The 15,440-nt window shown below is 48.9% G+C and carries 14 protein-coding genes; 6 read left to right on the top strand and 8 right to left on the bottom strand.

All coding sequences use genetic code 11. The features are described 5' to 3' along the window. Positions 1-54: 54 nt before the first annotated feature. On the bottom strand, positions 55-669 hold the full coding sequence (locus C7R92_RS12060) for a LysE/ArgO family amino acid transporter (protein WP_106834420.1): 615 nt from the start codon (positions 667-669) through the stop codon (positions 55-57). A 147-nt stretch (positions 670-816) separates the two neighbouring features. Between C7R92_RS12060 and C7R92_RS12055 the strand changes: the two genes are divergently transcribed. Next, positions 817-2,265: an aminotransferase-like domain-containing protein gene (locus tag C7R92_RS12055; protein ID WP_106834419.1), complete on the top strand. Its 1,449-nt coding sequence runs from the start codon at positions 817-819 to the stop codon at positions 2,263-2,265. A gap of 42 nt (positions 2,266-2,307) precedes the next feature. Here C7R92_RS12055 and C7R92_RS12050 read toward each other — a convergent pair whose 3' ends face one another. From C7R92_RS12050 to C7R92_RS12015, 7 genes are all read right to left on the bottom strand, one after another. Beyond that, complete coding sequence (locus C7R92_RS12050; protein WP_017251484.1) at positions 2,308-2,640, bottom strand: spore coat protein; 333 nt, start codon at positions 2,638-2,640, stop codon at positions 2,308-2,310. A gap of 13 nt (positions 2,641-2,653) precedes the next feature. Continuing rightward, positions 2,654-2,974 (bottom strand): ferritin-like domain-containing protein, encoded by a 321-nt coding sequence (locus C7R92_RS12045; RefSeq protein WP_007718471.1) that lies wholly within the window; start codon positions 2,972-2,974, stop codon positions 2,654-2,656. Between the two features lie 103 nt (positions 2,975-3,077). Further along, positions 3,078-3,884: a hypothetical protein gene (locus tag C7R92_RS12040; protein ID WP_106834418.1), complete on the bottom strand. Its 807-nt coding sequence runs from the start codon at positions 3,882-3,884 to the stop codon at positions 3,078-3,080. A 77-nt stretch (positions 3,885-3,961) separates the two neighbouring features. Continuing rightward, positions 3,962-4,804 (bottom strand): pyrroline-5-carboxylate reductase, encoded by an 843-nt coding sequence (gene proC / locus C7R92_RS12035; RefSeq protein WP_106834417.1) that lies wholly within the window; start codon positions 4,802-4,804, stop codon positions 3,962-3,964. A gap of 20 nt (positions 4,805-4,824) precedes the next feature. After that, positions 4,825-6,093: a glutamate-5-semialdehyde dehydrogenase gene (locus C7R92_RS12030; protein WP_106834416.1), complete on the bottom strand. Its 1,269-nt coding sequence runs from the start codon at positions 6,091-6,093 to the stop codon at positions 4,825-4,827. Positions 6,094-6,132: 39 nt separating this feature from the next. Continuing rightward, entirely contained in the window at positions 6,133-7,233 is a 1,101-nt protein-coding gene (proB, locus tag C7R92_RS12025; RefSeq protein WP_106834415.1) for a glutamate 5-kinase, read from the bottom strand. Between the two features lie 349 nt (positions 7,234-7,582). Beyond that, the gene (locus C7R92_RS12015) at positions 7,583-8,200 is read right to left on the bottom strand and encodes a hypothetical protein (RefSeq protein ID WP_069848869.1); all 618 of its coding nucleotides are present in this window, start codon (positions 8,198-8,200) and stop codon (positions 7,583-7,585) included. Positions 8,201-8,352: 152 nt separating this feature from the next. Here C7R92_RS12015 and C7R92_RS12010 point away from each other — a divergent pair, with 152 nt between their 5' ends. The 5 genes from C7R92_RS12010 (at position 8,353) to C7R92_RS11990 (ending at position 15,424) form a co-directional block, all read left to right on the top strand. Next, positions 8,353-8,769, top strand: coding sequence for a hypothetical protein (locus C7R92_RS12010; protein ID WP_017251477.1), 417 nt, complete (start codon positions 8,353-8,355; stop codon positions 8,767-8,769). 139 nt (positions 8,770-8,908) lie between these two features. Beyond that, the gene (locus C7R92_RS12005; RefSeq protein WP_069849140.1) at positions 8,909-9,634 is read left to right on the top strand and encodes an ABC transporter ATP-binding protein; all 726 of its coding nucleotides are present in this window, start codon (positions 8,909-8,911) and stop codon (positions 9,632-9,634) included. Further along, positions 9,627-11,294, top strand: coding sequence for a putative ABC transporter permease subunit (locus C7R92_RS12000; RefSeq protein WP_106834414.1), 1,668 nt, complete (start codon positions 9,627-9,629; stop codon positions 11,292-11,294). The genes C7R92_RS12005 and C7R92_RS12000 overlap by 8 nt, the downstream gene beginning before the upstream one ends. Positions 11,295-11,523: 229 nt before the next feature. Continuing rightward, positions 11,524-12,645 carry an S-layer homology domain-containing protein gene (locus C7R92_RS11995; RefSeq protein ID WP_106834413.1) on the top strand — a complete coding sequence of 374 codons (1,122 nt, stop codon included), beginning with the start codon at positions 11,524-11,526 and terminating at the stop codon, positions 12,643-12,645. A gap of 370 nt (positions 12,646-13,015) precedes the next feature. Next, positions 13,016-15,424, top strand: a complete 2,409-nt coding sequence (locus C7R92_RS11990; protein ID WP_106834412.1) for a 3-hydroxyacyl-CoA dehydrogenase/enoyl-CoA hydratase family protein — start codon at positions 13,016-13,018, stop codon at positions 15,422-15,424. Positions 15,425-15,440: the final 16 nt, after the last annotated feature.

Genomic DNA, 15,440 nt, shown 5'->3' with positions numbered 1-15,440 from the left:
ATAGGAGTATTTTGAGTGGAGGAGGTGGGGATTATGCACTTTTTCACTAACTCTTTACGTCGTGAGTAATTGGGCTGCCATATAGATAGCCACTCCCCACATAATCACAGCGGAAACCATATTCAGGCCACGCTGCAATTTTCCAGACCGATCCAATCGTCCTGCCGTACGACCAGCTACGGAAAGGCCGAAAAACCAGAGGCAGGATACGAGGATGCAGGCAATTGTAAAGCCCCATTTCTCTGTTCCGTTATAGCTAAGTGAGCTGGTGCCGATCACGCCGATCGTATCGAGAATGGCATGTGGGTTCAACAAAGAGACAGAGGCAGCAAACATGATTTGCTTTTTGGCTGAAAAGCGTTCTTTCTCTCCATCCTCCGTATTGGGACGGCTACGCCACGTTAAATATCCCATGTACACCAAAAAGACAAAGCCGACGACATATAGAACCGTTGTTAGCCATGTGACTGTCAATACAACCAAAGAGACTCCGAATACCGCCAATAAAATGAGCAGGGTATCACAGAGTGCCGCAGTCAGTACGACGGGCATGGCACGAAGTAAGGTAGGTTGTAGAGCCCCTTGATTAAAAACGAAAACATTTTGTGCGCCGAGCGGTAAAATAAGTCCAAAAGCAAGCACAAAGCCGTGCAAAATCGCTTCCAGCATGATCATTTCCTCCTCGTTTCTCTCTGGATGCAAAGGCTATTTGCATTACTGTCATTATTCACGGTTGTGAATCTGTTGTCTCCAGCCAATTGGTTTACATCCAAACCAACCAATTTGTACAATGATAAGACGAGGAGGAATGTGCTTGTGTTGACGATAGACTGGAAGCCTGACAAATCATCTGACATACCGATTTACGCGCAGATCGTGGCTTATATCAAGGGGAAAATCGCAGGCGGTGAGTGGCCGATCAATAGTAAATTGCCAACACAAAGAGCGTTAGCGCAAGCCTTTGATGTAAACCGCAGCACGGTAGTGACGGCGTTGGAAGAGCTAAAGGCGGATGGCTTCATTGAAGCAACAGTGGGCAGTGGTTCCGTCGTTAGCAACAATACGTGGTCCTTGCTGACGACCGCCCCTCCCCCGAATTGGCTGGGATACGTTCAGGCAGGCGCGCATCTACCCAACTCGCCGACGATTCAGGATATCAATCGTTATGAGCCAGACCCGAGGTACATTCGACTGGGGACAGGTGAGCTGTCGCCTAGCTTGATTCCTGTTGTCGAGATGGAAGAGGTCATGGCTAGCTTGCAAGGCAAAATGACACATCTCGGATATTCGGAGCCAAAAGGGCTGTTGCCTTTGCGCCAGGCGATCAGCAACCATTTGCGGAGCAGGGGGATTGAAGCTTCTCCGGCTTCTATTTTGGTCGTTTCGGGGGCCCTTCAAGCCTTGCAGTTGATATCGATTGGCATTCTTCACCGTGGATCTGCCATCTTGCTCGAACAGCCTTCGTATTTATTCTCTCTGCCTTTGTTTCAATCATCGGGAATGCGTCTGGTCGGTGTACCGATGGATGCGGAAGGAATCTCTCCCCAAGTGCTTACGAGACAAAAACAGGCGCATAACGCTGCCCTACTCTATACGATTTCGACTTACCACAATCCGACAGGGATTAGCCTCTCAGAGAATCGAAGGGAGGAAGTGCTGGTAGCATGCGAGCGGGAGAGACTGCCTGTGTTGGAAGACGATGTTTATGGAGAATTGTGGTTGGACGAACCGGGGCCATTGCCGTTGAAGGCGAGGGATCAGAGCGGGCTGGTCTTGTATTTGGGCAGCTTGTCCAAAACACTCAGTCCGGGGCTGCGGATTGGCTGGATTGTAGGGCCTGAGCCTGTCATTGAACGCCTCGCGGATGTGAAAATGCAGACGGACTACGGAGCGAGTGCTATTTCCCAATGGGTGGCGACAGAATGGCTCACAAGCGAGAGATATTCCCGGCATCTGGATCAGCTAAGAGCGGCACTGCGACACAGAAGGGACAGGATGTGCGAATGGCTTACTCGCTGGTTTGACGATTTGGCAGATTGGCGTATACCACATGGCGGTTTTTATATTTGGATTCGTCTGCATCAGGCGGTTTCGATGCGCAAGCTTTTTACGGAAGCATTGGCAAAAGGTGTCCTGTTAAATCCCGGCTTTGTTTATGATCAGACGGATAGTCATCATCTTCGCTTGTCCTATGTGTATGCAGAGGAAGCCGACATGGAAAGGGCGTTATTTGTCTTATCTCAGCTCCTCCGTGGTAAGGGTTAATGGAAAGAAGACACCTGCTTGGGTCAGGTGTCTTCTGCTATTTCAATGATAAGGGAACTGCGTGGAGTACCCGCTAAACTGCTGATAAGCTTGCTGCAGTTGTTGCTGTTCAGCAGCCTCCAGCTTGTACCATCCTTTTTGGAACATGAGATTGAAAGCATCGCGTGCTGACTGATGGGTTTCATTCAAAATTTGTACCATGTCATCATAAAGCTGCTGGTGGCTGGCTTCCCGAACGGCGACGTTAAAGTTATCCGTTAAATACTTGCACGTAGCCAGACAGTCGTTGAGGTAGTCACGATCGTTCATTTGCGGACCTTTTACTTGTGGCAGCTGACCGGATTGCGGATTGGCGATCTGGTTTTGGTTTGGCATCCCGATTCCTCCCTTATTGCATTTGATGTTGTGGCTGGGATTGCTGTTGCTGGGACTGTGTCTGCGGAATGGTCGCCATCACTGCGGTGTTGTTGTTTTGCAGGTGACTCAGTAGTTTTTGGTAGTGTCGCTGGTGCATTTGTCCTTGCTGCTCCAGACATTGCTTGACCTGGGGATCAGTAGCTTGTTGTGCGAAAGCATGCAGCTTTTTGAAAGCGATCAGTTCCCATGACAAAGCATCCTTGAGATAGCTCAAGTCCTTTGTCGTAATGACCTTAGGCGGTTCAGGAATTGGAGCTTGTGTAAAGGGTTTGGAAGACAGGATGGATGGCATCGGGTTGCTCCTTTCAGATGGAATCATGTTTAGGATGAGCAACAAGTCAGGATGTTAACCCCTGAGGATTGCAGCCAAAAAAATCCGGTCGCAAAGGACCGGATCAGGATAGCTCCAGCGAAGAAACGACGATGTCGATGCTTGCGGGAGCGATATTGAGACAATATTGAGCTTCTTTGTACAACGTAGATTGAAGGGCATGGATAAGTGCTGGAATATTTGTCATGTAAGGCAGTTGAAGAGCAATTGAAACCTGAAACCGAGGCAAATCCTCAAAGCTGGAGACGATCTTGACCACATGATGGACCTCGTCAAACTGGTCGCAGGTCGCTTCTACGATTTTTCGCAACACCTGGGGATGAATCATGATACGTCCGCCTGAAAACGGAGGATGTACTACGGTTGTTTCCCCAATCACTTCTTTTTTCGAGCTGAAAATCTGTTGGGCAGAGGAGATGAGGCGCTGGAGGAAATCTTTTTCTACCTCGACACGCGGAATGGGTATCGTGTGCTTGCCCATTGTTTCCCGCACGTAGCGGGCAGCCTCGATTTCCTGCTGAGGCTTGATGGATTCAATCGGGATGAAGTCCACCTGCAAAGGCAAATGCAGAGCTTCCACGATGCGACCAATCATCCGCTGAGAAGTTCCTAACACGAGTAGTCGGCTTGGTTGAATCTCGCCGAGACTTCGCCGTACTTCTTCAGCGTGCTCCTTATAATGAAAAATAGCTCGTTTTACCGCCTGAATTTTTGTCTTCTCATATTTGGCAGAGGTTCCGGCCACCTTGCGTCCCTGGTAAATCAGGATGCCATCATCAATAATGGCGTCGATGTTCATTCGGTGAGCAAGTTCTAATGCACTGGTGCTTTTTCCTGTTCCACTGGTGCCGTACAAGGCGTAAATTTCCATGGGACCTCCTTCGTCAATTTCTCGACTATGCTTGATCTTTTTTATTATACATGACAAGGAGGGGGGACAAAACGAATTTACTGGTAGTGTGCCCCCATCTCCCGCGATCTTTCCGCAGCGCGCAGGATGGCTGCAGTGACGGCCTCCTGGAATTGATAGGCTTCCAATACTTCCAGTCCAGCCTGGGTCGTTCCACCCGGACTCGTTACTTTTTGGCGGAGAGTAGAAGGCTCTTCGCGTGTATCGAGCAGCATATGTGCCGCGCCGATCACGGTTTGCAGCGTTAATTGGCGTGCCATTTCCCGATCCAGTCCCGCTGTGGCACCTGCCCCCATCATAGCCTCTACCAAATAGTAAATATATGCAGGACCGCTTCCAGACAATCCAGTAATGATGTCCAGCTCTTCCTCGGCGACTTCATATACGGTGCCAATTGCTTCGAAAAGTTTGGTAGCTAGCTCGCGGTGCTCTTCCTGGACAAAAGGATTCGCGCACAGTCCTGTAGCAGACAAACCAACCGCAGACGATGTATTGGGCATCGTGCGGATGATCGGGCACTCTGCACCGAGCCACTCTCCGATCAAGCTGGTGGAGACGCCAGCAACCACCGAAATGATCAATTGGTCCGAACGAACAACTCCACGCAAATCCTGCAAAGCCTCTGCTGCATCCTTCGGCTTGATGGCCAAAATCAAAATATCGGAAGAGCGGACTACCTCAAATTTGTCCTGAGTAGCAGTTACCCCGTAGTCATTTGCCAACTGTTCCAAACGCTCCATATTATTGCGGTTGGAGACGGTAATACGCTCAGAAGGGAGTAAGCCTTTCTTTACGATACCGGAAAGCATGGCCTCCACGATCGAGCCTGCACCGAGAAAACCGATCCGCCCTTCTGTAATCATTGTTGCTTGGTTACTCATGGTGATTCCCTCCCTTTGGACTATCGGATTTGGCCGTTTCCGCGTACGACATACTTGTAAGAAGTGAGCGCTGGCAAGCCCATTGGCCCGCGAGCGTGAAGCTTTTGCGTGCTGATGCCTATTTCGGCACCGAAGCCGAATTCTCCACCATCTGTAAAGCGGGTAGAGGCGTTGTGATAAACCGCTGTGGCATCGATCGCAGTCAAAAACTGACGGGCTGCGACTTCATCTTCCGTTACGATTGCCTCTGAATGGCCGGAAGTATGCGCTGTAATATGTTCAATGGCCTCGCTCAGGCTATCAACAGTGCGAACCGAAAGAATCAGCGCAGAGTATTCCGTATCCCAGTCTTCTGCCGTTGCATGGTGCAGTTGAGTGGAGAGGTCGGAATGCAGCTCTATCGTACGCTCACAAGCACGGAGCTCAACGCCCTTCGCCAGTAGCTTTTGGAGCAAGGCTCGTTGATTTTCCTGTGACCAACTGCTGTGCACAAGCAGTGTTTCAGCAGCATTGCATACGGCAGGTCGACTCGTTTTGGCATTGATCACGATGCTTTCAGCCATGTCATACTGAGCTGCTTCATCCACATAAATGTGGCAGTTTCCGACGCCTGTTTCGAGTACAGGTACGCTTGCGATTTGCAGAACTCGCTGGATCAGTCCTGCGCCACCCCGAGGGATGATGACATCGACGAGACCATTGGCGGTGCACAAATAATCGACAGAGGCATGTTCGGCAAAAGGCAAGTACTGCACCGTTTCTGCGTCAAGTCCGGTCGCAGTGAGCGCTTGACGAATGCTAGTCGTCAAAGCGAGATTGCTGTGAACAGCGCTGTGGCTGCCGCGCAAGACGATCGCATTTCCCGTTTTAATAGCGATAGCTGCTGCGTCAACGGTGACGTTCGGTCTGGCTTCGTACACCATTCCAATGACGCCGAGAGGGACGCGGATTTGTTCGATAAAAAGTCCATTTGGACGTGTCCACGAGTCGATTCGTTCCCCGACCGGATCATCGAGGGATACCAGCTGCGCTAGACTATCCACGAGCTGTGCAATTCGCTCCGGCGTCAACAGGAGACGGTCCAGATAGGAAGCAGGCTGACCATTTGCTTCCGCGAGGGCGAGGTCCTTGGCGTTTTCTGAGAGAATGACGTCCTCATCAGCCAGCAGCTGGTTGCCGATTGCGACGAGCACCTGGTCTTTTTCTTTGCGAGAGAGTATTGCCATTTTTCGTGAGGCCTGTTTGGCCAGGCTCATTTGTGTATGCACTTTTTCCTTCAAGATTTCCATGGTTTCTCCAACTCCTTCTTTCTATCTACATGGATTCGTTTAGATGACAGGCGTCCATTCATCCCGATGTATAACAGTACCGCTGTGTCGCGTTACGTTATCAGGGGAAAGAAAATCACTTAACTGTGCTGCAGTAAATCTGCTGATACCGCGACCGATCAACGTACCCTCAAAGTAAACCTCGATAACCTCACCTTGCTCGAACATGCCAGATACATCGCGGACACCTGCCAAGAGCAAGCTTTTGCTTTTTTCCAAAATCGCTTCTGCTGCACCGCTATCAATCGTGATTTTTCCGCGGGTAGGGGAGTGAAGCGCAATCCATTGCTTGCGTGTAGGAACGCCGTTCGTTGCAGGTGCTTCTGGATGATAGTTGACATAGGTGCCATTCCCGTTGCCAGTAAGGACAGCCAACAAATCAGTGGTATTCGTCAATTTTCCGATAAAGCTCGGAATTCCTAATGATTGGGCGGTTTTTGCTGCGATCAGCTTGGAGCGCATACCGCCTGTTCCCAGTTGGGAAGCTCCGCCTGCAAGTGCCTCGATTTCGTCTGTCACACATTCGAGCCAGCCCATATGTTTGGCATCAGCATGATAACGTGGGTCTTTATCATACAAGCCATTCGTATCAGTCAGGATCGTGTACAAATCAGCATGGATGAGACCAGCGACGAGTGCGCCAAGCATATCATTGTCTCCGAAGGTCAATTCCGCTACGGATACCGTGTCGTTTTCGTTGATGATTGGCAAAATATTTTTATCCAAAAGCAGTGACAATGTGGAAAATGCGTGCTGATACCGTTCCTTGTGAGAAAAGTCACCGCGTGTCAGCAAAATTTGCGCCACGCTGAAGTTATGGGCGCCAAACATTTGCGTATAGGTCTGCATCAACAAGCTTTGCCCGATAGCTGCCGCTGCTTGCTTGGCTGCCAAGGATCGCGGTCGCTGCTGATAGCCGAGACGTTGATAGCCGCTGGCGACAGCTCCCGAGGAGACTAAGACAACCTGATGACCCGCTTCGCGCAATTGGCTGATAGCCGAGACGAGCAGCGACATTTTCGCCGGATCAACACCGCCTGTAGCTGCTGCAATCGAACTGCTTCCCACCTTTACTACCAAACGCAACTTACCCTTTTTCATGCGTAAAACCCCCTTCTTGCATACAAAAAAGCCCTCTCGTCTCTTTGATAAGGACGAAAGGGCTTGATAACCTCACGCGGTACCACCTTATTTGACGTTTTGGACTGAAGGCATACTTCAGCCAGAAACGCCCGGCTCTCTTTCTTTGATAACAGGTGAAAGAAACCTGTCCAGGTCTTCCCTGGATGCTCTGGGGTGGGTTCAAATCGATTCAAGGACGAAACCTCTCAGCCGGTGGATTTCGCTCTCTGGACCTGAAGGGCGGTTTTACTATTCCCCGTCATTGCCGCTCACTATGTGCTTATTAATTCACTATTATTCGCTTGGTCTGCAAGAAATGTCAAGAGGCTTATTGAAATTGTTCATTCCCATAAGCGCCCACCCGTGATTTGATTTCGAACCGTTTGGTCTTTTGATCGCGTACGAGTCGGTAGCGCAGCGTGCGGTCAGAAGCAAAGGAAGAATCGGTTACATCCTCCACGGTCACACTGAGTTCTCCATTGTTTTTTTGAACAGTCGTGTTTCGTACCGAGATCAGAGTCGGATAGTCGACGCGTGGGATTGCTACGTATACTTTTTCCTTCACCAGCTTGGTCGTCATGTTGTCGTACATGGCTTCTGCCAGTGGACGGCTCCAAAAACGGCCGAAGTACCCCGTTATCTTGTCTTTACTGTCGAAGCGCTCAGGCAATTCACGAAAGACGAGACCATCCTCAAACTCAGATTTGCCCTTCGCATTGTCCGCAGCAGCATAATATACATTTTCCAGCTGATGCTCGGCTTGCTTCAAAAAGAGGACCACATCCATTTTGTTATCGCCAAGCTTTTGGATGGCAGACTGCTTGGCAGGCTTACTCTGTGTTTTGGCCTTGTTTTTTGCCTGCTCCTGCTTTACTTGCGTCATGCATCCTGTGACGAGCAAAGAGAGAGCGAGAATAAACATCCAATTTTTCCAGTTGACTTTCATGGCACACCTCACTTGGAAGCAGTCGTTTTACGTTAGCGTGTGTGTCAAAAAAGACAAATAGCCCAGTTAATATATGGATAGGGGTTGTCTGACTCTCGGATTATGTCTATCATGGAGAGAGTTGGACAGATCGAACGATTGAGGTGGAATATATGTTTGGGTTTGGCAAAAAAGCAAAAAAGCCAGATGGTATTGATGTTTTGATAATCAAAACCGAGGAAGCGAAAAATCGCAACTTTTATCAGGTTGCTTTTCCGAGCGTGGTAGCGAATGATATTTTGTCCATGCTGCAAAAATTGGAGAAATCAAAAATGAACAAGCAAGAGTTCCTGGGGGAAATCGGCGGTTTCCGTATCGTAACCCACTTGGAAGCCTTGACTAGTTTTGAAGTTTTGGATGATGCAGATATGGAGGCGCAGCCGATACAGATTCAAGATTTTGCTAACATGCTTTTGCGTCGTTTGGAAGCGTTGGAGGAAAGTGGCAAGTTCGGCGAGAGCGAAGATTTAGCATTCATCATGGGTGAATTGACTATGCTGCGTGATGGTAGCTTTGTACCACAAGACTAAGAAGCTTTCACGAGGGCCGTTGGGATAACCGACGGCTCTTTTTCTTTTCCCGGAACTTTTCTTTGAACCACTCGTAATAAAAGGAGTGGAAGTAAAGGAAAAAATGTTGAAAACGGCGGGGGAGAGGGGAGACACACCAATGATAGAACTTGTCAATGTGACGAAAAGCTACAACGGCATCATAAAAGCAGTTGATCAAATGAATCTCACAGTGCCCAAAGGAGAAATTTTTGGCTTCCTCGGACCAAATGGAGCTGGCAAAACAACCACGATCAAAATGATCACAGGGATCACACGTCCGGATCACGGTGAGATCACGATCAATGGAAAAAATATTCGATCCGAAGCACTGGAAGCAAAACGCCAATTCGGTTATGTACCGGATAGCCCTGATCTTTTTTTGCGCCTGAAAGGTCTGGAGTATGTCAGCTTCATGGCAGATATTTACGAGGTGCCTCAAGAGGTACGAGGAAAACGGATTTTGCAGTTGGCGGATCGCTTTGACATGAAGAACGCATTGGGGGATCCGATTCAGAGCTATTCGCACGGTATGCGTCAAAAAATCATGATCATGGGTGCGCTCATTCATCAGCCAGAAGTGTGGATTCTCGATGAGCCTTTGACTGGACTCGATCCCAAGTCATCCTTTACGTTAAAAGAAATGATGCGTGAACATGCGGATAGCGGTCGAAGCGTATTCTTTTCCACACACGTACTGGAGGTTGCTGAGAAGCTGTGCGATCGAGTCGGGATCATCAACAAAGGTAAAATCTTGTTCAGTGGAACCTTTGCTGAGCTGCGCGAGCATTTTCAGTCAGACGTATCATTGGAAAGCTTGTTCCTGGAGTTGACCAAGCATGAATAAAGTGCTGATTTTGACGAAGATGATGATGAAAAACGCGGAGCCAGCCTGGAGAGTGGAGAAAGGGAGTGGCTGGAAGACCGCTCTGTTACTCATTGTCATTGCACTAGGTGTTCTTCCCATGATTGGTTCGGCTGTCTTGGTGATTTCAGAGTTGTATGACGGATTGGCGCTGATCGGACAGCAGGGGGCTATACTCGGATTTGGCGTAGCCATGACATCTCTTGTCATCTTTTTATTCGGGATTTTGTATGTCTTGAGTGTTTTCTACTATTCCAAGGATGTTGAGCATTTGTTGCCGATGCCGCTTGCTCCAGGACATATTCTCGGAGCCAAATTTACTCTTGCACTCGTGTATGAATATTATACAGCAGTGGTTTTCCTGGGGCCTCTGTTCATTACGTTTGGCGTGAAAAGCGGCGCAGGGATCATGTATTATTTACTAGCGATCCTTGTCTTTTTGGTTGTTCCTGTTTTGCCGCTTGTGCTGGCTGCTCTTGTCGTGATGCTGTTCATGCGTTTTACGAACGTCAAAAAATACAAAGAGCGCTTCCGTATCATCGGAGGACTGATCGGGATTGGAATTGTCGTTGGTTTTCAAGCGCTGTTCCAACGTCAGTCTAGCGGAAGTGAATTTGGTATGGAGCAAATTCAGCAAATGCTGTTGACACAAGAAAATGGGCTGTTGGGCTTTGTCACTCAGCTGTTCCCTGGAAGTAATCTGGCTGCCCTTGCTTTAATAGACAGCGGTACTTGGGGTTCTCTCGGCTATCTGTTTGCTTTCCTTTTCGTGGCGATTACAGGTATAGCCGCCTTTCTCTACGCCGGAGCGTATCTCTACTTCTCGGGTGTGATGGGAATGAGTGAGTCAGTCGCCAAACGAAAAGAAATTGTCGATACTGCATTTGCCAAGCTTGTCCAAAAACGTCCGGCTATGCTGGCATACGCGCTCAAGGAATGGAGAATGTTATGGCGGACACCGGCATTTCTGATGAACTGTACGCTATCCAGCATTCTGATTCCGATACTCATGTTGATCCCATTACTTAGCCGTCGTGACAGCGGGGAAATGATTTCATTCATTCAAACTGTCATGCAGAAAGGCTCGGTAGCGGGTATGAGCATAGCCATCGCCTTTGCTGCTTTTCTTATCATGGGTGCCATGAATAGCACCTCCGTAACTGCCATATCCAGAGAAGGACAGGGATTCTTTACGAACAAGCTACTGCCTATGCCATATCGCGACATTCTGTTGGCAAAGCTGTTCCCAGGATTGGTGCTAAGTGCAGTGAGTATGTTGCTGCTTCTTGCAGAGGCCGTATGGTTTTTACAGCTTTCGCCTGGCTTTATCATACTTGCCATCGTGAGTGGAATTCCGGGGCTGATTTTTATCAACATGGTCGGAATCTTGGTGGATTTACAGCTGCCTAAGCTGCGTTGGAGCTCCGAACAAGAGGCCATCAAGCAAAATCTCAATCCCCTTTTCCCGCTGGTACTAGGCCTTATGGCAGGAGGACTAGTCGTCCTCGCCAGTTTTTCGCTGGGGACATCTATGTTAGGGACCGCTCTTGGGATTATCGTCCTGTTCACTCTCATTAACATTTTCTTATATCGGTTGGTTGTTACCAAGGGACCAGGCTGGTTAGAGCAGATTGAAGGATAGTCAGCGCATAGAGAAAAAGGATATAATTGGGCCGCTATTACAAAGTGCGGCTCTTTTTCATTTGTTTTGAAAAAGTATAACGAAGTTCCGTTTTCATCCCGATACAAGAAAGGGAGAGATCAGACCCAGGAAAATAGACCAATATGGCAGGAATGGATGCTACTGGGGACGAATTCCAAAAAAAGGGAGTAAGGAAATGATCATGGAAAGAAAGGAGTCATCGTAAGTCATGGTAAAGCGTTTTGCTATCGTTTTTCTCTTGGCACTGCTAGTAGTGCAAAGCGTTTTTTCAGGGAGTGCGAATGCGGCTGCACCTGGCATGTATACGGACATACAGGAACATTGGGCGCGTGAGCACATCAACAAAATGGCGGATCTGGGCATCGTAAAGAGGAAGGGATATCAGCCTTTTTACCCAAACAAGCCAATTACTCGAGGCGAAGCTTTGGCTATGCTGAATCGCGTATTTGAGACGGTATATGGACCGATAGAAAAGCCAGAACGCAAGCCAAACCTGGATCATCGCTATCTACTCCGGGGGGAAGTAGATCAACTGCTGAGCAATCTAAAGACCATGATGAAAATCGAAACAGACGATTTGGGCAAGTTTGATCCAGGAGACCGGATGCTGTACTATCTATATTTGGCTGAAACCGGACACCTGATGAAAAAGCAAGAGAAGGAAAATCCGAACTGGTGGATGTCCAGTGCCGGGATGCAGTGGCCATTGACGAGAGAAGAGGCCAGCTTGATGCTGTTTCATATGCTGGCACCACAAAAATTCCGTACAGCCAATATTAAACCACAAGATACAGTCTCTTTCTTTAACAGCTATTACGAATGGAAGCGCGACCGATTCTATCGGGATACATATTCACCGTACCCACTGGCGATCCGGGAATTCAATCTGTTTCTCACGGACAAGACCTTTTCTCCAAACAAGATCCTGACGCGTGCAGAATACGTTGTCGTGATGGGTCGACTGATTGATTATTACCGGATGGATGTAGCTTCGCAGTTCCGTGGTTCACCTGCGAATCAGCAGCACATCGCGCAGGCGTATTTACGAGCAGCGAATTTGGCGTACGAAACAAAAAATCAGAAGCAGCTGTCTGTGCTCTTTACAGACGATGCGCTCAAAAGCATGGCAAAGCTGGAGCAAGTGCCCACATATAACGGACCAGTAAAAGTATCGGTCAAGGTAGACGAAAACAATTCGAAAACCCTCTGGGTGATTGCTCATTATCTAGACCCAAAAAGCGGAGACTTCCAGATTGAATACCGATTGGAAGGAGACGCGTCCAACGCTTACGGACGCAAGATCACCACGCTGATTTACTCGCAAAAATAGCACAGAAAAAGGGGCACTGGACAACAGGGTGCCCCGTTTCTTTTTTTCTTACAAAGAAGCGACAAGAGACGATTGCAACTGACAGAATTTTCGATTACAATAAAAACTGAACGGTGATTCAGTTGGTGGGAGCGTAACATCTCCGGGCATGTAAGACAGCCAAAACGTGGGATGTCATTTTTTAACCCACATACTGAATGAGCATTCATTCAATGAGAGACATGTGCTGATGTACACAGGAATATCTATAGACAAAGTAGAAGTTTTAAAAATGCTTCTCTAGTCTGAATATTAGGTATTCACTGTTGCGAGGCCATTCTTTTGACCATGAATAAGCCATGACTAGGTTTTTAAAAAGGAGGATTTGGAGATGGAACGCAAAATTCGCAAGGCGGCAGTTCTCGGTTCAGGCGTCATGGGCGCTGGGATCGCAGCACATTTAGCCAACGTCGGTATTCCCACTTATTTACTGGACATCGTGCCGCGTGAATTGACAGCAGATGAGAGTACAAAAGGACTTACTTTGTCTGATAGCGTGGTGAAAAACCGGATCGCACAAGCGGGCCGTGACCGACTTTTGAAGGAGAAGCCGGCACCGCTCTACGATAAAAAGAACATCGACCTGATTACAGTTGGTAACTTCGAAGACCATCTTTCTTGCTTGAGCGAGGTCGATTGGATTATTGAGGTAGTCGTCGAGAATATCGAAGTGAAGAAAAGCGTCTTCGCTATGGTAGAAGCGCATCGCAAGCCAGGGACAATCGTGTCTTCCAATACGTCCGGTGTTTCTATCAACGAAATGGCAGAGGGACGCTCTGATGACTTCCGCAAGCATTTCCTCGGCACGCACTTTTTTAACCCACCGCGCTACTTGAAACTGTTGGAGCTGATCCCAGGTCTTGATACAGACCCGCAAGTCATCTCTTTCATGAAGCATTTTGGTGAGCATGTGCTCGGAAAAGGAATGGTCGTTTGCAAGGATACGCCTAACTTCATTGCGAATCGCATCGGTACATATGGATTGCAGGTTTCGATCCACGAAATGGTGCGACTGGGGCTTGGGGTAGATGAGGTAGATGCGTTGACAGGACCGGTCATCGGCCGTCCGAAGAGCGCTACGTTCCGTACACTCGATGTCGTCGGACTGGATACGTACGTACATGTGGCGGGTAACGTCAGGAACAAAAGCACGGATGAACAGGAGCGCTCGGTTTTTGAAGTGCCGGAGTTCGTTCTGCAAATGGTAGAGAAAAGATGGATTGGGCAAAAAGCTGGTCAAGGCTTTTTCAAGCAGGTGAAGACGGAGAAAGGGAAAGAGATCCTGGCACTGTCAGTTGACACGCTGGAATACCGTCCAAGTGTGAGGCCGAAGTTCCCTTCCCTCGAAACAGCCAAAACAGCCAAGACATTGCCTGAGAAGTTGAGAGCGCTCGCTTACGGCAAGGACAAGGGCAGTGAGTTTGTCTGGAGTGTCTTCAAAAAGGTATTGTTGTACTCTGCGGAAAAGGCTCATGAGATCGCGGATGATATCGTCTCTGTTGATCAGGCCATGAAGTGGGGCTTCGGCTGGGAGATGGGACCATTCGAAACATGGGATGCCATTGGTCTCGAAAAGTCAGTGGCAAGAATGCGTGAGGAAAACGAGAAGATTCCGGCACTCGTTGAGGAGCTGCTCGCGAGTGGGAAAACCTCCTTTTATCAACAAGAGCAAGGGAAGCGCAGCGTGTTTTCCATCGGAGGCACCTACAAGGACGTCGAAGAGAGCAAAGAAAACATCAACTTGGCAGCACTTAAGGAGCAAGGCAAGCTGATCAAGAAAAATGCGGGTGCCGCCTTGATCGATTTGGGCGATGGAGTCGCATGTCTGGAATTCACCTCTCCGCATAATGCGCTCGGTATGGATGTCTTGCACATGGCAAGTCAGGCCGCAGAGGAAGTGCAGAAGAACTTCGCTGGTCTGGTCATCGGTAATCAAGGCAAGAACTTCTGCGTCGGGATGAATCTCGCAATGGCGTTGATGGAAGCACAGGATGAGAACTGGCTGGAGCTCGATATGCTCGTCACGAACTTCCACAAAACAGCACGGGCACTGCGCTACATGCATCGTCCAGTCGTCGCAGCACCGTTCGGCATGACGTTGGGCGGCGGTGTCGAGGTGGCCTATCTCGCGGATCGTGTACAGGTATCGGCAGAGACGTACCTTGGACTGGTAGAGGTGGGAGTAGGACTTTTGCCTGGTGGCGGGGGAACGAAGGAGATGCTGTTCCGTGCAATGGAAAACGTTCCAGAGGGAGGCAGCGTGCCAGTTGATTCGTTCCCGTTCGTGGCGAAGGCGTTTGAAGCCATTGCCATGGCAAAGGTATCTACGAGTGGTCAGGAAGCTATCAACCTAGGGTACCTGCGACCGACTGATCGCATCAGCGTGAATGCTGATCATCTGTTATACGATGCGAAGCAGCTGGTGCTCACGATGGATAAAGAGGGATACACGCCACCCGCGCCACGCAAAATTCGCGTCATCGGAGAAACGGGTTATGCGAACCTGCGCCAAAATATTTATGCCATGAAGAAGAGTGGATATATTTCCGAGCATGATGAGTTGATCGCAAGCAAAGTTGCTTATGTCATGTCCGGTGGTAACGTGCCAGCGGGTACAGAAGTGACAGAGAGCTACATTCTGGAGCTGGAAAAGCAAGCGTTCCTCGAACTGATCAAGACACCGAAAAGCCAGCAACGGATGCAGCACATGCTGACCAAAAATAAGCCTTTGCGTAACTAGGGAGAGGGAGGGATAA

Source organism: Brevibacillus porteri (genome assembly GCF_003013475.1).
GTDB classification, from domain to species: Bacteria; Bacillota; Bacilli; order Brevibacillales; family Brevibacillaceae; genus Brevibacillus; species Brevibacillus porteri.
This window is presented reverse-complemented; position numbering and strand designations above follow the sequence as displayed.